Origin of the sequence: Pseudobutyrivibrio sp. JW11, assembly GCF_900115355.1 — a bacterium.
GTDB classification, from domain to species: domain Bacteria; phylum Bacillota; class Clostridia; order Lachnospirales; family Lachnospiraceae; genus Pseudobutyrivibrio; species Pseudobutyrivibrio ruminis.
In genome coordinates, this window is the sequence record NZ_FOWB01000016.1 from 47,694 (window position 1) to 65,231 (window position 17,538).

The 17,538-nt window shown below is 39.0% G+C and carries 14 protein-coding genes; 10 read left to right on the forward strand and 4 right to left on the reverse strand.

Annotation, left to right across the window (positions count from 1 at the left end; translation table 11 throughout):
- Positions 1–13 precede the first annotated feature (13 nt).
- Entirely contained in the window at positions 14–2,206 is a 2,193-nt protein-coding gene (locus BM102_RS11980) for an LTA synthase family protein (protein WP_090482306.1), read from the forward strand.
- Positions 2,207–2,246: 40 nt separating this feature from the next.
- Here BM102_RS11980 and BM102_RS11985 read toward each other — a convergent pair whose 3' ends face one another.
- Positions 2,247–3,074 carry an AraC family transcriptional regulator gene (locus BM102_RS11985; protein ID WP_177194965.1) on the reverse strand — a complete coding sequence of 276 codons (828 nt, stop codon included), beginning with the start codon at positions 3,072–3,074 and terminating at the stop codon, positions 2,247–2,249.
- Between the two features lie 113 nt (positions 3,075–3,187).
- Between BM102_RS11985 and BM102_RS11990 the strand changes: the two genes are divergently transcribed.
- From BM102_RS11990 to BM102_RS12030, 9 genes are all read left to right on the forward strand, one after another.
- Positions 3,188–5,401: an alpha-galactosidase gene (locus BM102_RS11990; protein WP_090482312.1), complete on the forward strand. Its 2,214-nt coding sequence runs from the start codon at positions 3,188–3,190 to the stop codon at positions 5,399–5,401.
- A 94-nt stretch (positions 5,402–5,495) separates the two neighbouring features.
- The gene (locus BM102_RS11995; protein WP_090482315.1) at positions 5,496–6,812 is read left to right on the forward strand and encodes an ABC transporter substrate-binding protein; all 1,317 of its coding nucleotides are present in this window, start codon (positions 5,496–5,498) and stop codon (positions 6,810–6,812) included.
- 87 nt (positions 6,813–6,899) lie between these two features.
- Entirely contained in the window at positions 6,900–7,790 is an 891-nt protein-coding gene (locus BM102_RS12000; protein WP_090482318.1) for a carbohydrate ABC transporter permease, read from the forward strand.
- Positions 7,791–7,805: 15 nt separating this feature from the next.
- A complete protein-coding gene (locus BM102_RS12005; RefSeq protein ID WP_074789430.1) occupies positions 7,806–8,627 on the forward strand; it encodes a carbohydrate ABC transporter permease in 822 nt (273 codons plus the stop codon).
- A 216-nt stretch (positions 8,628–8,843) separates the two neighbouring features.
- Positions 8,844–10,319, forward strand: coding sequence for a PTS transporter subunit EIIC (locus BM102_RS12010; RefSeq protein WP_090482322.1), 1,476 nt, complete (start codon positions 8,844–8,846; stop codon positions 10,317–10,319).
- Between the two features lie 156 nt (positions 10,320–10,475).
- A complete protein-coding gene (locus BM102_RS12015) occupies positions 10,476–10,934 on the forward strand; it encodes a GNAT family N-acetyltransferase (protein ID WP_090482325.1) in 459 nt (152 codons plus the stop codon).
- Positions 10,935–12,560: an ABC transporter ATP-binding protein gene (locus BM102_RS12020; RefSeq protein WP_090482329.1), complete on the forward strand. Its 1,626-nt coding sequence runs from the start codon at positions 10,935–10,937 to the stop codon at positions 12,558–12,560.
- A 161-nt stretch (positions 12,561–12,721) separates the two neighbouring features.
- Positions 12,722–14,047 carry a radical SAM/SPASM domain-containing protein gene (locus BM102_RS12025; RefSeq protein ID WP_090482334.1) on the forward strand — a complete coding sequence of 442 codons (1,326 nt, stop codon included), beginning with the start codon at positions 12,722–12,724 and terminating at the stop codon, positions 14,045–14,047.
- A gap of 14 nt (positions 14,048–14,061) precedes the next feature.
- On the forward strand, positions 14,062–14,562 hold the full coding sequence (locus tag BM102_RS12030; protein WP_143085493.1) for a hypothetical protein: 501 nt from the start codon (positions 14,062–14,064) through the stop codon (positions 14,560–14,562).
- A gap of 348 nt (positions 14,563–14,910) precedes the next feature.
- Here BM102_RS12030 and tnpC read toward each other — a convergent pair whose 3' ends face one another.
- The 3 genes from tnpC to tnpA all read right to left on the reverse strand — a co-directional run bounded on the left by tnpC (position 14,911) and on the right by tnpA (position 17,353).
- On the reverse strand, positions 14,911–16,548 hold the full coding sequence (gene tnpC / locus BM102_RS12035; RefSeq protein WP_090477637.1) for an IS66 family transposase: 1,638 nt from the start codon (positions 16,546–16,548) through the stop codon (positions 14,911–14,913).
- Positions 16,549–16,625: 77 nt separating this feature from the next.
- The gene (gene tnpB, locus BM102_RS12040; protein ID WP_015550389.1) at positions 16,626–16,973 is read right to left on the reverse strand and encodes an IS66 family insertion sequence element accessory protein TnpB; all 348 of its coding nucleotides are present in this window, start codon (positions 16,971–16,973) and stop codon (positions 16,626–16,628) included.
- Positions 16,970–17,353 (reverse strand): IS66 family insertion sequence element accessory protein TnpA, encoded by a 384-nt coding sequence (gene tnpA, locus BM102_RS12045; RefSeq protein ID WP_242942880.1) that lies wholly within the window; start codon positions 17,351–17,353, stop codon positions 16,970–16,972. Before tnpA ends, tnpB begins: the two co-directional genes overlap by 4 nt.
- Positions 17,354–17,538: the final 185 nt, after the last annotated feature.

A 17,538-nucleotide genomic window follows, 5' to 3' on the forward strand; every position in this document is an offset into this window, starting at 1 on the left:
AATCGGAGGATTCATGAAAAGATTTTTTTCAAAAATAAAGTCTGGCTTTGTATGGCTGGGAAAGAACATAAAAAAGCCATTTATTAAACTGGCTAATTCAAAGGCTGTTCAGTCTTATATAGGAAGTAAATTCCATAAAACATGGTTGATGTTGTGGGATAAATACTCATTCTGGATGCACATTCCACTGGCTATGCTTCTGATATTTGTTATGGAGTGGATGTCCCGTCATTCATTCACAGAGGCATGCGGCTTCGTAGTTAATCACACAGGACCTTACCTATTCAATTCATATTGTATATTCGTAGCACTTTCGATTGTGTTCCTTAGTAAGAGACGTGGTTGGTGGCGAGTATTCATCAGCATGATATTTATAATCCTTGGTATTATAAATTGCGTCATTCTGTTGAACCGTGTTTCACCATTTGGCTACACAGACCTATACATGATCAGTGATTTGCTGACAATGCAGGATTCCAACTACTTCTCAGCACAAGAAGCTATGCTTGCAATCGCAGCTTTGGTAATCTACATAATCATCATGATTATCTATTTAAAGAATGGCAAGAAAAAGCAGAACGGTAAGCCATTCTGGCAGAGATTGATACTTGTGGTGGCCCTTTGGGTTTCCCTTTATCCATCCACATTGCTTCTTAGAAACTCAGGAATCATGACATCCTATTTCGGCAACCTTGCCCAGGGATATTTGGATTATGGTTATTTATATGGCTTCTCTACTTCGGTTCTTGACCGTGGTATGAATCGCCCATTTGGTTATTCAAAGAGCAAGATCGAAAGCATCGTTGATGAAGATTCTGCTTATGTAAGCACACTTGAGATTCCATCTGAGGACGACTCACAGCCAAACATCGTTGTTATCCTGCTTGAGTCATTCTACGATGTATCTGAGGCAGATTTCATCGAGACAAGTGAGGACCCAATTCCTTACATTCACTACCTTGAGCAGAATTACTCTACAGGCCACTGTATCGTTCCTGTAGTTGGTGCCGGCACATGTAACTCTGAGTTCGAAGTTCTTACAGGACTTAGCTGCAACTTCTTCGGCCCAGGAGAGTACCCACAGAAGACCATCCTTAAGGAGACAGATGTTGAGAGCTACGCTGATGTTCTTTCAGAAGATGGCTACAGCACTCACGTTGTCCACAACAATGGTGGTAACTTCTATTCAAGAGCAAACGCATTCTCCATGATGGGATTTGACACATTCACATCTAAGGAGCTTTTAGATATTACAGATTACACTCCACTTGGAAACTGGCCTACAGACGACATCCTTATTGATGGTACTCTCGATGCCATGAATTCCACACCAGAGAGTGATTTCGTTTACACAATCACAGTTGAAGGCCACGGTGCCTACCCAACTTACCAGGTTGAGGAAGATCCAGCTATCAAGGTCAACGCTGTTGGTAAGACAGAAGAAGAAAACTGGGCTTGGGAATATTACATCAACCGTATCTACAACGTAGATGATTTTGTTAAGCAGTACATCGAGGCACTTGATGCCAGAGGTGAGGATACACTTGTTATCATGTTTGGTGACCACCTTCCAACTATGGGTCTTACAAACGATGAGGTTGCCACAGGTGACCTTTACAAGACAAAGTACTTCACATGGAACAACTTCGGTATGGAAAAGGTTGATGAGGACCTTGCTTCATACCAGCTTGTATCAGAGTTCTTAAACAGACTCAACATTCACAACGGTAACATCAACGCATATCACCAGACAGCAATGGCTGAGGGCAAGGAGCGTGGAACTAGTGAATACATGAACGACTTACGTATGCTTCAGTACGATATCATGTACGGAGATCGTTACACATATGAAGTCGGCACAGAGTACGGCCCTTCAGACTTAGTAATGGGTGTAAATGATGTCACAATCGACAGCGCATACTTCTTCAACGGAAGGCTGCACATCTACGGTGATGAGTTTACCAAGTGGTCTAAGGTATATGTAAATGACGAACAAGTTTCAACTAAATACGAATCTGGACAGGTTCTTTCAATAAAGGCTTCTGACGTACAAAACGGCGATACAATCAAGGTTTGTCAGGTAGGTAGTTCAAACACTATCTTCCGCGAATCAAATGAGTACACCGTATTCGATCCAAACTATGTAGAGGAAGAAGATGAAGCAGAATTAGAAGAATCTGAAACATCAGAAGATGCAGATGAATAAAAATAAGGTCGCAAGGCATTAAGCTTTGCGACCTTTGTTGTTATGTGTGATTGCTGCGATATTCGCTAGGCGATAGATTGCTGTATCTTTTGAATGCCTTTGAAAAAGTGAAGGAGTCAGAGTATCCTACATTAAAGGCAATGGTATTGACACTTTCATTTGATTTTAAAAGCATTTCAGAGGCCTTTTTCATGCGGTAAGTGGCCAGGTAGGATTGAGGTGTGTAGCCGGTGGCATGTTTGAACACACGGGTCAAATAACTCCTGTTTAATCCACAGGCATTGGCGATGTCTTCCACATTTATAGGCTCGGAATATTTCAGCCTAATATATCTGATGGCGTTCTTTACATAGGCAAGGCGAGGGTCCACCTCGGTTGACTCAGTCTTGGTGCTGGACTTTGCCATGATGCAGCCAAACAGTTGATAAACCATGGCATAGCAATAGCACTCGTTATCATAATTATCGTATATACGATTTATACAATCTATGATTTCACTGGCATCCCCATTAGGAGTAAAGATAGGCTGGTCCAAAGAAATTCCTGCTGAATTAAAAAGCTCTGTAACACGTGGTCCATCTACATGTATCCAGGTATACTCCCAAGGATCATTGGAATCCGCTTCATAATAGGCTTTCACCTTGGCCGGAATCAGGAAGCCTTGGCCTGCATGAATCTCATATTTCTTATCATTCATATACAGATATCCCACACCGGAAATAACATAGTGAAAGATAGTTCTAGTGCGGATGATAGGGCCATAATTATAATGTGGCTCACATTTATATCGTCCCACCTCAAACAGATAAAAATCATTTGAGGTAGTGATGTCTACAAATCGACATTTATCAACGCCTCTAATTTCCATATGATTCTCCCAAATGTCACATAGTGACATGAACATGAATAATTGGAACATCTTAATTGTTCTACGTAATCAATATAATGATTATAGCAAAAAAGAAGGGCAAAGGAGAAAATATGGGAATAATTTTTAATGAGCAGGAAAAGCAATTTCATATATTTAATAAATCGCTAAGCTATGTAATCGGTATTTGTCAGGATGGAGATATTGGCCAGTTGTATTTTGGAAAGCCAATACATACAGAACAAAGATTGCAGGATTATCAATCATTTGGCATCAGACCGCTGTGCTGTAACGAAAAGGATGATGAGAAATACACTAAAGAGCTGGCCCTTTTGGAGTACCCAGCCTTTGGCGATGGAGATTTCGGCTCAAGCGCATATGAAGTTCTTCAGGACAACGGTTCTAGAGTGACAAAGTTTACTTACCAATTTCATAGAATATACAAAGGCAAGGCACCTATTCCAGGCCTTCCAGCCACATACACAAATGAGGATGATGAGGCAGAGTCATTAGAGATAGTTTGCAGGGATTTGATATCTGGCCTTGAAGTGACTTTGTGCTATACAGTTTGGGAGAATTATTCTGCCATCTGCCGTCATACAAAGCTAAAGAATACTGGAGACAAGAAGCTAAAGCTTGAGCAGGCACTTAGCTGCAATGTTGATTTTCCAGATACCAGCTTCACATGGCTTCAGTTTGAAGGTGCATGGGGAAGAGAGCGTAGCCCAAAGGAAAGAGATATATCATCAGGCATCACTGCAATCGAAAGCCTTCGTGGTCATTCCAGCGCTAACTACAATCCATTTGTAATTATCAAAAGAAAGAATGCAGATGATTTCCAGGGAGAGGCCTTTGGCTTCAATCTGGTATACAGCGGAAACTATATCGCAAAGGCACAGGCTGACACTTTTGGAAAGCTTAGATTCAATATGGGACTCAACCCAAAGTGGTTTCAGTGGCCACTTGAGCCAGGAGAAGAGTTCCACACTCCAGAGGTTATCATCACCTACACTTCAAATGGTCTCAACGATTTGAGCCAAAACATCCACAGGCTCATGAACAACAACCTGGTGAGAAGCGCCTATAAAAACAAGCCACGTCCAATCCTTCTAAACAACTGGGAAGCTACAGAGATGGATTTCGATGAGGAAAAAATCCTTAAGATTGCCAGAAAGGGAAAGGAAGCAGGAGTGGAGCTTTTCGTCCTTGATGATGGCTGGTTTGGAAAGAGAAATGACGATTTCGCTGGACTGGGAGACTGGTACGTAAATACAAATAAGCTTCCAGATGGAATCAGCGGATTATCAAAAAAGATAAATGATCTTGGATTAAAATTCGGACTTTGGATTGAGCCGGAGATGGTAAACGAGGATTCCGATATGTACCGCCAGCATCCTGATTGGGTACTTGCTGCTCCATACAGACCTCGTACATTAGGCCGCCATCAGATGGTTTTGGATTACTCAAAGCTAGAGGTTGTAGACAACATCTACAATCAGCTTCACGAAGTGATTTCAAACGCCAGCATCGACTACATCAAGTGGGATATGAACCGTTCAATCACTGAGTGCTACAGCCAGGATGTAGATAAAAATCAGCAGGGCATGGTTTATCACAAATACATCATGGGAGTGTACAGCCTTTATGAAAGATTGAGAAAGGCATTCCCACATATCCTTTTTGAATCATGCGCCAGCGGTGGTGCCAGATTCGACGCAGGCATGCTTTACTATGCGCCACAGGCTTGGTGTTCTGATGACACAGACGGCCATGAGAGAGTGAAAATCCAGTACGGCACCAGCTACGGCTACCCAGTGTCTATGGTGGGCTCACATGTATCTGCATCCCCTAATCTGCAGACACATCGCGATATGACTATAGACGATAGAGCTAATGTGGCTTACTATGGCACATTTGGATACGAGCTTGATTTGAATGAAATATCTGAAGAGGATTTCGAAAGTGTAAAAAAGCAAATCAAGTTTATGAAGGAGTACCGTGAGCTGTTCCAGTACGGCAATTATTACCGTCTACAGTCTCCATTTGAAAACAACATCTCTGCATGGATGGTTGTTTCCGATGACAAGCAGACAGCAATCGTTACCACACATAAAACAGAAAACATTCCAAACTGGGGAATAGAGAGAATAAAGCTTCAGGGGTTAAATCCAGATATCGTATATACGATAAATGATAAGGATGATATTTATGGTGACTATTTGATGAATGCCGGGATTTCTCTTATGAACAAGGAAAGACACTGGTATGAGAGCGATGGAGACTACACAACTCACATGTATATCCTAAAAGGGAAAGTCACAAAATGACATCTTTTGGAATAATTAATCCATATAAAGATATGCTAAAGAAAGCTAATATGAATTTAGAATAAAAATCGGCAAAACCGAAAGGGAGGTTATTATGAAGGTAAAGAAAGTAACTAGTTTATTGCTTGCTTCATTAATGGCAGTGTCAATGATGGCATGTGGTGGCTCTGGGGATAGCTCATCAGATGCAGCAGCAGACAGTGGCGATGCTACAGCAACAGAGATGAAGGGAAGCGTAGAAGGCGAACTTACAGTATCTATTTGGGATGAAAACCAAAGAGCTGGTTTGCAGGAAATCATTGACGAGTGGTCAGAGCAGTCTGGCGTAAAGGCTACTATCCAGGTAGTTGGCTGGGATGATTATTGGACACTCCTTGAGGCTGGCGCTTCAGGCGGTGAGCTTCCAGATGTATTCTGGATGCACTCAAATCAGGCACAGAAGTACATGGAAAATGACATGCTCATGGATTTGACAGACAAGATTGAAGCTAGCGACAAGATTGACATGGCAAATTACTACGAAGGTATCGTTGATTTGTATCAGTCAGGTGGCAAGCAGTACGCAGTTCCAAAGGATATCGATACAATCGCACTTTGGTACAACAAAACAATCTTTGATGAGATGGGCGTTGACTATCCAGATGACACATGGACATGGGATACATTCGTAGATGCAGCAGCAAAGCTTACAAACGATGAGCACTGGGGATATGCAATTGCACCTTCAAACAACCAGGACTCATTCTACAACGCAGTATATTCAATGGGCGGAGAAATCATCAGCGACGACAAGAAGTCTTCAGGCTATGACAACCCTAACACAATCAAGGCAATTCAGATGTTTGTAGATATGGTTCAGGACGGCTCTTGCCCAGACCTTAACACAATCTCAGAATCTGCAGCAGATGTACTTTTCGAGTCAGGAAAGGTTGCAATGGTAACACAGGGTTCTTGGATGGTATCAGCTTTCAAGGACAACGAGTACACAGCAGCAAACTGTGATGTAGCAGTTCTTCCAAAGGATGCTACAACAGGTAAGAGAGTTTCTATTTACAACGGACTTGGCTGGGCAGCATCAGCAAACACAAAGAATCCAGATGCAGCATGGTCACTTATCGAATGGCTCGGCTCTAAGGAAATGCAGGAGAAGCAGGCAGAGCTTGGCGTAACAATGTCAGCATACGAAGGATGCTCAGACCTTTGGGTTAACTGCACAGATGTATTCGACTTAAGCGGACATATGGATATGCTTGATGCAGACTTAGTATTCCGTCCATATTCAAAGTACACAACAGTTTGGGAAGATATGCAGACAGAAAAGCTTAAAGAAGCTTGGACAGGCGAAAAGGACGTAGAAACAGTTTGTCAGGAAATCTGTGACAGCATGAATCAGACCCTCAGTGAGGAATAACTTCTTCTTTATTATTGTTTAAATTGCAGATAAAGGTGCAGTAGTCCATACTGCACCTTGTCTGTCTTAAAGCAGGAGACTAATGTTATGGATAAAAAAAGAGTTACAAAGCGCGAAAGAAGCGAATTTATTTGGGGATGGCTTTTCATTGCGCCAACAATGATTGGTTTAATCATCCTAAACATCATTCCAATTTTTCAAACTATATATCAGAGCTTTTTCAAAACTGGAGATTTTGGCAAAGGAAATATTTTTGTAGGGCTCGGTAATTATCAAAGGGTTTTCTCAGATACTGAAGTATGGCAGGCATTGTGGAACACAATTAAATATGCAGTAGTTGAGGTACCAATCTCTATCATTATTTCGTTAGTATTAGCTGTATTTTTAAATGGGAAAATAAAAGGTAGAAGTGTCTTTAGAACCATCTTTTTCCTGCCAATGGTTGCCGCTCCAGCAGCAATCGCCATGGTGTGGAGATGGTTATATAATTCTGAATTTGGACTATTGAATCATATCTTGCCAGGAAAGACCAACTGGATTTCAAATCCAGACATTGCAATTTATTCAATCGCAATCATCGGTATCTGGTCAATCATCGGCTACAATATGGTTTTGTTTTTGGCAGGCTTGCAGGAAGTCCCAAGAGACTACTATGAGGCTGCATCTATAGATGGAGCAAATGGAGTACAGCAGTTTTTCAGCCTTACAGTTCCACTTATTTCTCCAACAATCTTCTTCGTATTGGTTACAAGAGTCATTGCAGCTATGCAGGTATTCGACGTTATCTACATGGTAATCGACAATAACAATCCTGCACTGTTTAAAACGCAGTCACTTGTAAGCTTGTTCTACAAATACTCATTTACACAGGGCAACAAGGGCTACGGAGCAACAGTTGTGGTAGTGCTTCTTGTAGTAATTATGCTTTTGACTGTATTACAGATGGTTGGTCAAAAGAAGTGGGTTCACTACAACTAATGTGAGGTGAGAAAAATGGGACGTAAAAATAAAATAATTATTTATATAATTCTTATAATCATGTCGTTTATAATGCTGGTGCCATTTGCATGGATGGTGCTCACAGCATTCAAGACAGTTGGCGAATCTACTCAGATGGATCCATTCGTAATCTTTCCATCAAAGCTTCGGGTAGAAAACTTTGTAAAAGTTCTTCATAACGTAAACTTTGGAAGACTGTATTTCAACACAATAATGATGATTGCCCTTAGAGTTTTGTGTGCAGTCCTCACAGCTACACTTGCAGGATATGCATTTGCAAGACTTCAGTTTAAGGGCAGGGATTTCATGTTTGGTTTGGTTCTTTTCCAGATGATGATTCCATCACAGATTTTCATCATCCCACAGTACGTAATGGTAAGTAAGCTTGGCTGGACCAACTCCTTACTTGGACTTTTATTCCCAGGTCTGGTATCAGCCTTTGGTACATTCCTTCTTCGTCAGGCCTACATGGGCTTGCCAAAGGAGCTTGAAGAAGCAGCCCGACTGGATGGCTGTAACATCGGACAAACCTTCCTCTTTATCATGGCGCCCCTTACAAAGTCAGCTATGGTAGCCCTTGGAATCTTTACAGCAGTATTTGCTTACAAGGATTTGATGTGGCCAATGATTGTTTGTCCTGACACAAACAAAACAACCCTTGCAAGTGCACTTTCAAAGATGCAAGGACAGTTCTCATCGAACTACCCAGAACTTATGGCGGCAGCATTAATCGCATGCCTCCCAATGATTATTCTCTATGTCATTTTCCAAAAGCAGTTCATCGAAGGTATTGCTACATCAGGTGGAAAGCTTTAATAAAACCCAAATACATGAAAGGAAGCCCAAGCGTATGCTTGGGCTTCTTTTGCGTGAAAGTACTGTCAGGGAAAATGAAAGGTTAGCTACAAACATGAAAGAGGTTTCAGAGTAGGGCGATTTCGTTGACACAGATTTTATCAAATGACTATAATTTAGGTAGTACTTAATAAGGAATCTTATTAGGGAGTTAGGGGATAAAAAGGAGGATAATGTATGAAGTTTTTACAAAAACTTGGAAAAGCCCTTATGTTGCCCGTAGCGGTATTACCTCTATGTGCTCTTTTGATGGGTATCGGATACGCTTTATGCCCAGCAACAATGCAAGGAGGAGATATCACCGGTGCAAAGATGCTTATCGGATTGTTCCTGGTAAAAGCTGGCGCAGCGTTAATTGACCACATAGCAATACTTTTTGTTATCGGTGTAGGTGTTGGTATGTCAGATGACCATGACGGTACAGGCGGATTAGCAGCTCTCGTTTCATGGTTAATTATGACAACACTTCTTGCTACAGGATTTGTTACAACAATCATGCCTTCAATCGCAGAAAGCGCTTCACGTTCGATGGCGTTTGATAAGATTGAAAATCCATTTATCGGTATTCTTGCCGGTGTAATCGGTTCTATGTGCTACAACAAATTTAAAGGCACAAAGCTTCCAGATTGGTTAGCATTCTTTAGTGGTAAGAGAAGCGTAGCAATTATCTCAGGTCTCATTTCTATCTGTGTTTCAGCTGTATTGCTCTTTGTATGGCCATTACTTTTCGCAGGCCTTGTAGCAATCGGTACAGGAGTTTCAAAGATGGGAATCGTTGGAGCTGGTATCTACGCATTCCTTAACAGACTTCTTATTCCAACAGGTCTTCACCACGCACTTAACAACGTATTCTGGTTCGACACAATCGGACTTGGTGATTTAACAAACTTCTGGGCAGGCAAGACATCTGCTGATGTATCTTGGGATTTAGGACTTTACATGTCAGGCTTCTTCCCATGTATGATGTTTGGTATTCCTGGTGCTGCAATCGCAATGATTAGACGCGCAAAGACAAATCAGAAAAAGGTTGCAATTGGTCTTCTTTCATCTGCAGCAATCTGCGCATTCGTTTGCGGTGTTACAGAGCCATTCGAGTTTGCATTCATGTTCCTTGCTCCAGGTCTTTACGTAGTATACGCACTCCTCTATGGTGTGTTTACAATTATCACAGGCTTGGTAGGATTTAGAGCAGGCTTCTCATTCTCAGCTGGCGCGACAGACTTAATCTTCTCTGCATCACTTCCAGCTGCTAAGAACACATGGATGATTATTCCACTTGGCATCGCAGCATTTGTAGTATTTTACCTTGTATTCTATTACATGATTGGAGCATTCAACCTCCAAACAATTGGACGCGAGGATGACGAAGAACTCTTCGGTGAAATCGATAAAGATGCAAAGCTTTCAGATAACAACTACGCTGTAGTAGCATCAAAAGTTTTAGCTGCTCTCGGCGGAAAAGAAAACATCACATCAGCTGACTACTGTGCAACAAGACTCCGACTTGAAGTTAAGGATCAGTCAGTGATTGATGAAAAAGCTGTAAAAGCTGCTGGTGCTGCCGGCATGATTCGCCCAGGCAAAACATCAGTACAGGTAGTCATTGGAACTCAGGTACAGTTCGTATATGACGAATTCAAAAAATTACTATAATTCACATTCCCATAACTCCATTCTAGAATGTAAAAAGGCCACAGCGAAAGCTGTGGTCTTTTTCTGTGTTGTTCATCAAAAAAAGAACGTAGTTTGTCAAAGCAGTATTGAGAATAAATATCGATTAAGTAACATATTTAATATAAGGAGGCAGAAATGAATTACGTAATAAGGGAAGCTTGTATTGAGGATACAGATGAGATTTTTCGATTATGGAAATGTTTGGCAGAGGATCATACATTCAAATTAACCGGGGAAAAGGTGACCTTTGATGATGTTGAAAATAATTATGCCAACTTGATAAATGATAAAGACACAATCATATATGTTGCAGAAAGTGAAAACAAAATAGTTGGATTTATTGAAGCATATAGAAAAGAAAGACTGCACGATTTTGATGAACCAAGTATATATGTTTTGCATTGTTATATAGAACCATCATTTAGAAATTCAAGAATGGTGCATAGGTTTTTGGCAACGGTGATGCAAGTAGGAAAAAAAGAAGGAATCCAACATATATCAGCGCATGTTTTTGCAAGTAACGAGAAGTTTTATAAAAACATAAAGGTTTTAGGCTTTAACGAATATAAAACATTATTTTTAAGGGAAATATAGATGAAACAAAATAGGTACATAGCTTTTATTGCTGGGTTACTGAATAGGTATAAAAGAAAAGAATGCTTGGGGCTATTAGTTACTTTTTTATATTCAGGTATGGTTTACATAGGTCCTGTGTTATCCCAATACATAATAGATGATGTTTTATTTACCAAGGAGTACATAAGACTTACAAAGTGTTTTGGCTTATTTTTTATTGTTCTGATATTACAGCCTATATTGTCATATATACAAAGTAGAATATTCATCAATATATCAGAACGAATTACAAAGGATTTACGAAATGAAATGTATTCGGGAATTATCAGTAAGAGAATTACTTTTTTTTATGACAATAACGATGGTGAAATATTGTCTAGGATAATAAATGATTCTAGAATGCTAAGCGATTTTGTATCAGATGTGTTTGTTGTATTACTGAAAAACAGCTTACTGATTTTATGTGTGCTTGTTGGAATGATGGTGATATCTGTTCCAATCACATTATGCATTGGGGCTATCTTGATAGTAGGAATTGTTATTATTGATAAATTAAGCAAAGAAAATATAAGGCTTTCATTAGAACGCCAGGAATCATTGGATGATGTGACAGCTTTAATAAGTGATAGTGCAACAAACATATTATCCATTAAAATATACGAACTTCACAAAATAGCTAGAAAGCTATTTGATGAAAAGATAGAGCTAAATAAGCATAAAAACATAAGAATAAGAAACGCCAATACATTGTTTGCATCATTACTGGAAGCAATGACGGTTATATGCATTATGTTAATTTATGCAATCGGAATAGGCTTTTTTGCAAAAGGAACATTAACCATAGGAAATATTGTTGGATTGATACTTTACTTTCAACTTATAGTAGGACCAATTATTAGTTTGCTAAATTGCAATCTTGATTTTAAAGCAATCCAACCAATCATTGATAGAATAGATGAATTTGTGCAGGAGGAAAGTGAAGAGGAGAGGAATAACACATCCTCTGATGAAAAAAAAGAAGAAAAAAATGTCATTGCTATAAGAAATTTAAAATTCAGATATGACCAATCTGAAGAGATATTCAATGGCTTAAATGTAGATATTGGTTTAAACAAAATATCATGTGTAGTAGGAAATTCAGGTTGTGGAAAGACTACATTGAGCTACCTGATTATGGGAATGCTTAATCCAGATACAGGCCAAATATTAATTGATGGTAAAGATAGGGCCAACTCAAATAAAAAGATATCTTATGTGCCACAGAACAATCAATTATTTAATGTATCTATAAAAGAGAATATCCGATTATTTGATCCATCTATTTCAGATGAGCAGATATATGAGATATGTAAAAAGCTAAATATATATGACGATATATGCCGATTGAAAAATGGATTTGAAACAATTATCACAGACAAAATTAATATATCCGGAGGTCAAGCTCAACGAATATTAATAGCGCGAGCATTAATTAAAGAGGCAGACATAATCATAATGGATGAACCAACATCAGCGTTAGACGGAGGAAACCGGGAATTGATAGGTAACGCATTAAAGGAATTAGTACCGGAATATACATTTGTGATTATTACTCATGATGAACAACTAATGGAGAATGCTGACGAGGTAATAAGAATTGGATGAAAGGAGACAGTATGAAATACATAGTAAAAGCAAAGAGAAGTAGAAACTTAATATCTACAGATGCATATTGTTATAAATGCGTACAGTGCGATTATCAGTGTGACCCTCATTATGTAAAGTACTAGAAAGAATAACTAAAAAGGAGAATAGGGAAATATATTATGAAAAAATCTAAGTATAACATTATTAATGAATTGGAAAATGGAGTTAAACTGGCATTTAATTCCTCAAGCTGCGCATTGGCAGAGGTGGAAGATGATTTCATTAACATATTAGATGAAATCGAAACAATAGATGTTAATACTCTATCGCCAGAAAAAAAAGAACTAGTTGAAGATATGAAAAAGGGTAATTTTATAATTGAAGATTGCGTAGATGAAATTGAACAACTTAAGTTTATAAATAAAAGAGGAAAATATTCAAATAACTCATTTGGACTAACAATCGCACCTACATTATTTTGTAATTTCAAATGCCCTTATTGTTACGAGACGCCACAGAATGAGCAAATGTCTGAGGAAGTACAGAATGGAATAATTGAATTAGTAAAAGAGAATGCAAAATATCTTGGAGATTTAAGTGTTACATGGTATGGCGGAGAACCATTAATAGGAAAAGATGTGGTATTTGCTTTGTCAGCAAAGCTTATTGATTTATGTAAGGAGAATGGAATTGAATACTCCGCATTCATGGTTACAAATGGATATTTGGTTACCGAACAGGTAGTGGAAAAAATGAAAGAAGCTCAAATAATGAGCTGCCAAATTACAGTTGATGGTCCAGAGAGAATTCATAATACAAGACGTATTTTGAAAGATGGAACAGGAAGTTTTAATCAAATCATTAAGAATATAAAGCTGCTAAAAAAGAATGATATTAATGTAAATATCAGAGTGAACATAGATAAAACAAACTTGGAATATGTGGAGGAGCTGCTTACATTTTTGGAAGAAAATGGTTTGCAGGATTTACATATCAATTTTGGACAGGTAACAGCATACACTGAGGCATGTAGCTCTATCGCTGGAAATTGCTTATCAACAAAGGAATATTCCTCTGCAAATATCAATTTACAAAAATTATTACATAAGCATGGATTCAATGCAGATGATTATCCATATTACCCAGGAATAAAGAGTAATTATTGTTGTGCGGATCAGATAAATTCATTTGTTGTTGACCCTAAGGGATTTATTTACAAGTGTTGGAACAATATCGGTTCAGAAGAAGACGCTGTAGGAAATGTACTACGTCTTAAGGATCCTAAAGTGGAGGAGACGATGAGAAGTATAAAATGGGTCGAGGTAAATCCATTCGAAGGGGAGTGCTTATCATGTAATCTATTACCTATATGTATGGGTGGTTGTCCTTATATGAAATTAAAGAATGAAAAAAGCGCTAATTGTGAAAAGTGGAAATATCATTTTAATGAAATGATTAAGTATACATATGAATATAAGTCATTAAAGGAAAAAGAATGTGTATAGAGAAAGGAGTTAAAATGAAGAGTTTAGTAGCAATGCTAGTGGGTCTGAATATACTTCTGTTTGCAGGAGTAGGTTCATGGTTTGGATCATGGTTTGGTGGAAATAACGACAACTATGACAATGAAAAAATATTAATAAGAGACGGTAGTAGCTATTCATACTGGGAAAAGGATGGTGTCGCAGATTCAGAAACTGCCAGCATTGAGTTTTCATTTACTGGAAACGACGTAATCTGGAAAATGGATGCATCCAAAGCAGCAAACGTAGAATGTGCGTACAACGTAAATATTTCATCTGGAAAATTCAAAATAATAGAAATAACAACTGATAAAAAAATAAAAACTTTATGGGAAAACACAGATGGAAATAAGGCTAATGGTTCATTTACGATTTCGCTTAATAAGGGAACCAGTAGAATCAAAATTGTAGGTAAGAAAGCTAAAGGCTCACTTACAATGACATTAACTCCAAATGAAAATGTTAATGTTGAAGCGATTTCTTATTCGCAGGAATAATAATGTGTAGCTACATTTATTATAAAAAAATGAAAGGAGAGACTAAGATATGAAATATATTGTATTGAATGAAACAATTAAAGAGGCATTTTGCTATGCTTGCACAAAGCAAAGGCATAATGATTGTCGTAAACAGTGTTTTGATAAGGGGTAAATATGCGTTACATAATATTATCAACAAATAATGTTCAAGGATATTGCTATACATGTACAAAATGCGATGTACAATGCAAAGGGCTTTCTGAATGTATAGAATGTCCGTAAGCGCTTAGTATTACCCCGTAGGGTATGAATAAAGGCATCCTTCCGGATGCCAGACATTCAACATATGGAGCATTTTACTCCATTTTATATACCGCATGTTTCTCGAGTAGCTTCGCTCCATGGAGTTAAATGCTCAAGTTCCTCGTCTGACCAATCAGCACTTGGACGATTCTCGAGAAGATACTCGAGATATTTTTCAGGATCGATATCGTTAGCCTTAGCGGTTTCAATCAGTGAGTAGATTACCATGCTGGCATTAGCACCATCCTGGCTATCACTAAATAACCAATTCTTCCTGCCCATTACAACAGGTCGGATTGCATTTTCACTTAGATTATTGCTAAGGCTACAAGCTCCATCCTTAAGATAGTTCTTCAGGTATGGTCGGCATCCGTTGGTATAGTTAATCGCTTTGATTATACTATCGCCAGTCTTAGGTGTAAGTCCATCAAGCCACGCCAAGAAAGCATCTATCACAGGCTCTTGATCCTTGAGACGACGCTTATAAATCTGTTTAATTGAAAGTCCCTTCTCTTTATAGGTTCTTTCATAACTAAACAGCTTATCGCAGTATAGAAGTCCTTGTACCGCTGGATGAGTGTAATCCGTTTCATGACCTTTAGGAATGGCTCTAAGCCAATACCTTCTGATGTGTGCCCAGCAGGCACATCGATTGGCATCAGGTACTTTATTGTAGCCTTTGTAGCCATCAGTCATAAGGAAATATCCTTCGGGAGCATCCTTCAAGAAGTCTGCCGCATTGGCACCTTTTCTTGTTGGTGCATAGTTGAAAAGGATTATTGGAACTCCTCGGTCTTCGCCAGTTCGAAATACCCATACATAGGATTTCGACTGTGGTCTTCGTTCAGGTTCTTTTAAAACCTGGATAGGAGTTTCATCAGCCATGAGGAACATCCTCTCGCATAGCTTTCGATGAAGATAATCGTACATGTGAACCATGTAATCCTGTGAACAGGCAATAATCCAGTTCGCCATGGTAGCTCTGCTAATCTTGGCACCGAGATGCAAGAAATCCTGTTCCTGCCTGTATAGCGGACAAGCCATGACATACTTGTAATACATCACATGTGCTGCAAGGCCTGAAGAAACATAACTACCTTCAATCAATGCAGCTTTACATTTATCATAGGCAAAGTAAGTTTCTGCTTCCTTTTCGGAGTTAGGACAACAGTACGTCCTGGCCACGTACTCAATTCTCTCCAAGCTAGGCTTGTGATAGATTACCTCAGTGCGAACTACCTTTGTTCCAATAGGAACCATTACACTACCGCATTCAGGGCATTTACGTTCTTCCTCTGGAAGTTCCTCAACAGGAATCTGTGTGGTCTTGATGTTCTCAAAGATTTCATCATAGGTAGCCTTTGGCTTACGTTCACGAGTGTGAGCTTTAACCTCGATAATCTCAGGCTCAACTGGAATGGCAGGCTTATCATCTGCATCAGCTGCATCAAAGAGACTGAGCTGACCAGGGATATCGTTTTTACGAATCTCACTGGTAGAACCAAACAGCTTATTCTTAAGATAATCAAGCTGTGCCTGAAGATTTGCTATGACCTGGTCCTTTTCATCAATCCTGGCATTGCGCTCATCGATAGACTTTTGAAGCGACATAATAAGCGATGTCTGAGTGTTGATTGTATTATTCAGTTGTAAAATTGTATCCCTCAGATCCCTGAGTTGGATATCATTTGCACCTGACATTTACCTGTTAAAACTCCTTTTTCTGATACATTTATTATACCAGATTTAGGGGTAAAAACCCAGTAAAATCAAGGCTTTTAGGCACTTTTTATTGCCTTTGGTTGCTCGATATCCAGCCCTGACATTAGCCAGTCAAACTGTCGCCAGGTAATGGTTTTGACCTCGTTTTTATTACGTGGCCATTTGTATTTACCAAGCTTGTAATCGAGCCTTTTATATAAAAGCACAAAACCATCTTTTTCATGATACAGTGCTTTTATCCTGTCATTACGCTTACCGCAGAAGAGGTAAAGCGATGTGGTATTTTCTGCATCGAGTTCGAGCAGATCCTTAATTACGGCACACAGTCCATCTATGGACTTGCGCATATCTGTGTAACCACAGATGATATATATGTTATCTGCCATGGAGATATCACCAATCATACGCAACCTCCCAGGCAGGTCATAACCTGAGATAATAACTTTGGATTAACATCATTGAAAACTTTTATCGATGCCTGTCCTATAGTTATTTCGATGGCACAATTGTTTGATGGAAGCTGCTGAACCACTGGTGGCTTTTCAGCAGGAAGTTCATCGACAATTTCAAGTTTCACGATATCTGGTTTTGAATCAAGATGGTAATCTTCGGCATATGTTCTTTCAGGAACATTAGCTCCATCTCGTTTTAACTGTTTCACCCAACTATAAAAGGTGCTGCTTTGGATATCGTGCTTCTTGCACCACATGTAATCGGATAAACCGCTGTTGCGACATTCCATTACCATGTCAAACTTTTGTTGCTTAGTAAATTTGCTTCGCATAATAACAACCTCCATGTGTAGTGAAACACTCCACTTTGAATATCATATTCGATATGGAGTAAAACGCTCCATATGAACGAACTATAACGAATAGTAATTGGAGTGAAATGCTCCATATGTTTAGTTGTTATTATTATTTCAAAAGTACCGCTGTTAGTCACGACGGTGGATTACTAAGCGCTTAC

Excerpts from the sequence above, each read along its gene's own strand:
- BM102_RS12005 (WP_074789430.1), top strand. The coding sequence starts at position 7,806 with ATGGGACGTAAAAATAAAATAATTATTTATATAATTCTTATAATCATG.
- BM102_RS11980 (WP_090482306.1), top strand. The coding sequence starts at position 14 with ATGAAAAGATTTTTTTCAAAAATAAAGTCTGGCTTTGTATGGCTGGGA.
- BM102_RS12020 (WP_090482329.1), top strand. The coding sequence starts at position 10,935 with ATGAAACAAAATAGGTACATAGCTTTTATTGCTGGGTTACTGAATAGG.
- BM102_RS12015 (WP_090482325.1), top strand. The coding sequence starts at position 10,476 with ATGAATTACGTAATAAGGGAAGCTTGTATTGAGGATACAGATGAGATT.
- BM102_RS12030 (WP_143085493.1), top strand. The coding sequence starts at position 14,062 with ATGAAGAGTTTAGTAGCAATGCTAGTGGGTCTGAATATACTTCTGTTT.
- tnpB (WP_015550389.1), bottom strand. The coding sequence starts at position 16,973 with ATGATTGGTGATATCTCCATGGCAGATAACATATATATCATCTGTGGT.
- BM102_RS11995 (WP_090482315.1), top strand. The coding sequence starts at position 5,496 with ATGAAGGTAAAGAAAGTAACTAGTTTATTGCTTGCTTCATTAATGGCA.
- tnpC (WP_090477637.1), bottom strand. The coding sequence starts at position 16,548 with ATGTCAGGTGCAAATGATATCCAACTCAGGGATCTGAGGGATACAATT.
- BM102_RS12010 (WP_090482322.1), top strand. The coding sequence starts at position 8,844 with ATGAAGTTTTTACAAAAACTTGGAAAAGCCCTTATGTTGCCCGTAGCG.
- BM102_RS12025 (WP_090482334.1), top strand. The coding sequence starts at position 12,722 with ATGAAAAAATCTAAGTATAACATTATTAATGAATTGGAAAATGGAGTT.
- tnpA (WP_242942880.1), bottom strand. The coding sequence starts at position 17,353 with ATGCGAAGCAAATTTACTAAGCAACAAAAGTTTGACATGGTAATGGAA.
- BM102_RS11985 (WP_177194965.1), bottom strand. The coding sequence starts at position 3,074 with ATGGAAATTAGAGGCGTTGATAAATGTCGATTTGTAGACATCACTACC.
- BM102_RS12000 (WP_090482318.1), top strand. The coding sequence starts at position 6,900 with ATGGATAAAAAAAGAGTTACAAAGCGCGAAAGAAGCGAATTTATTTGG.
- BM102_RS11990 (WP_090482312.1), top strand. The coding sequence starts at position 3,188 with ATGGGAATAATTTTTAATGAGCAGGAAAAGCAATTTCATATATTTAAT.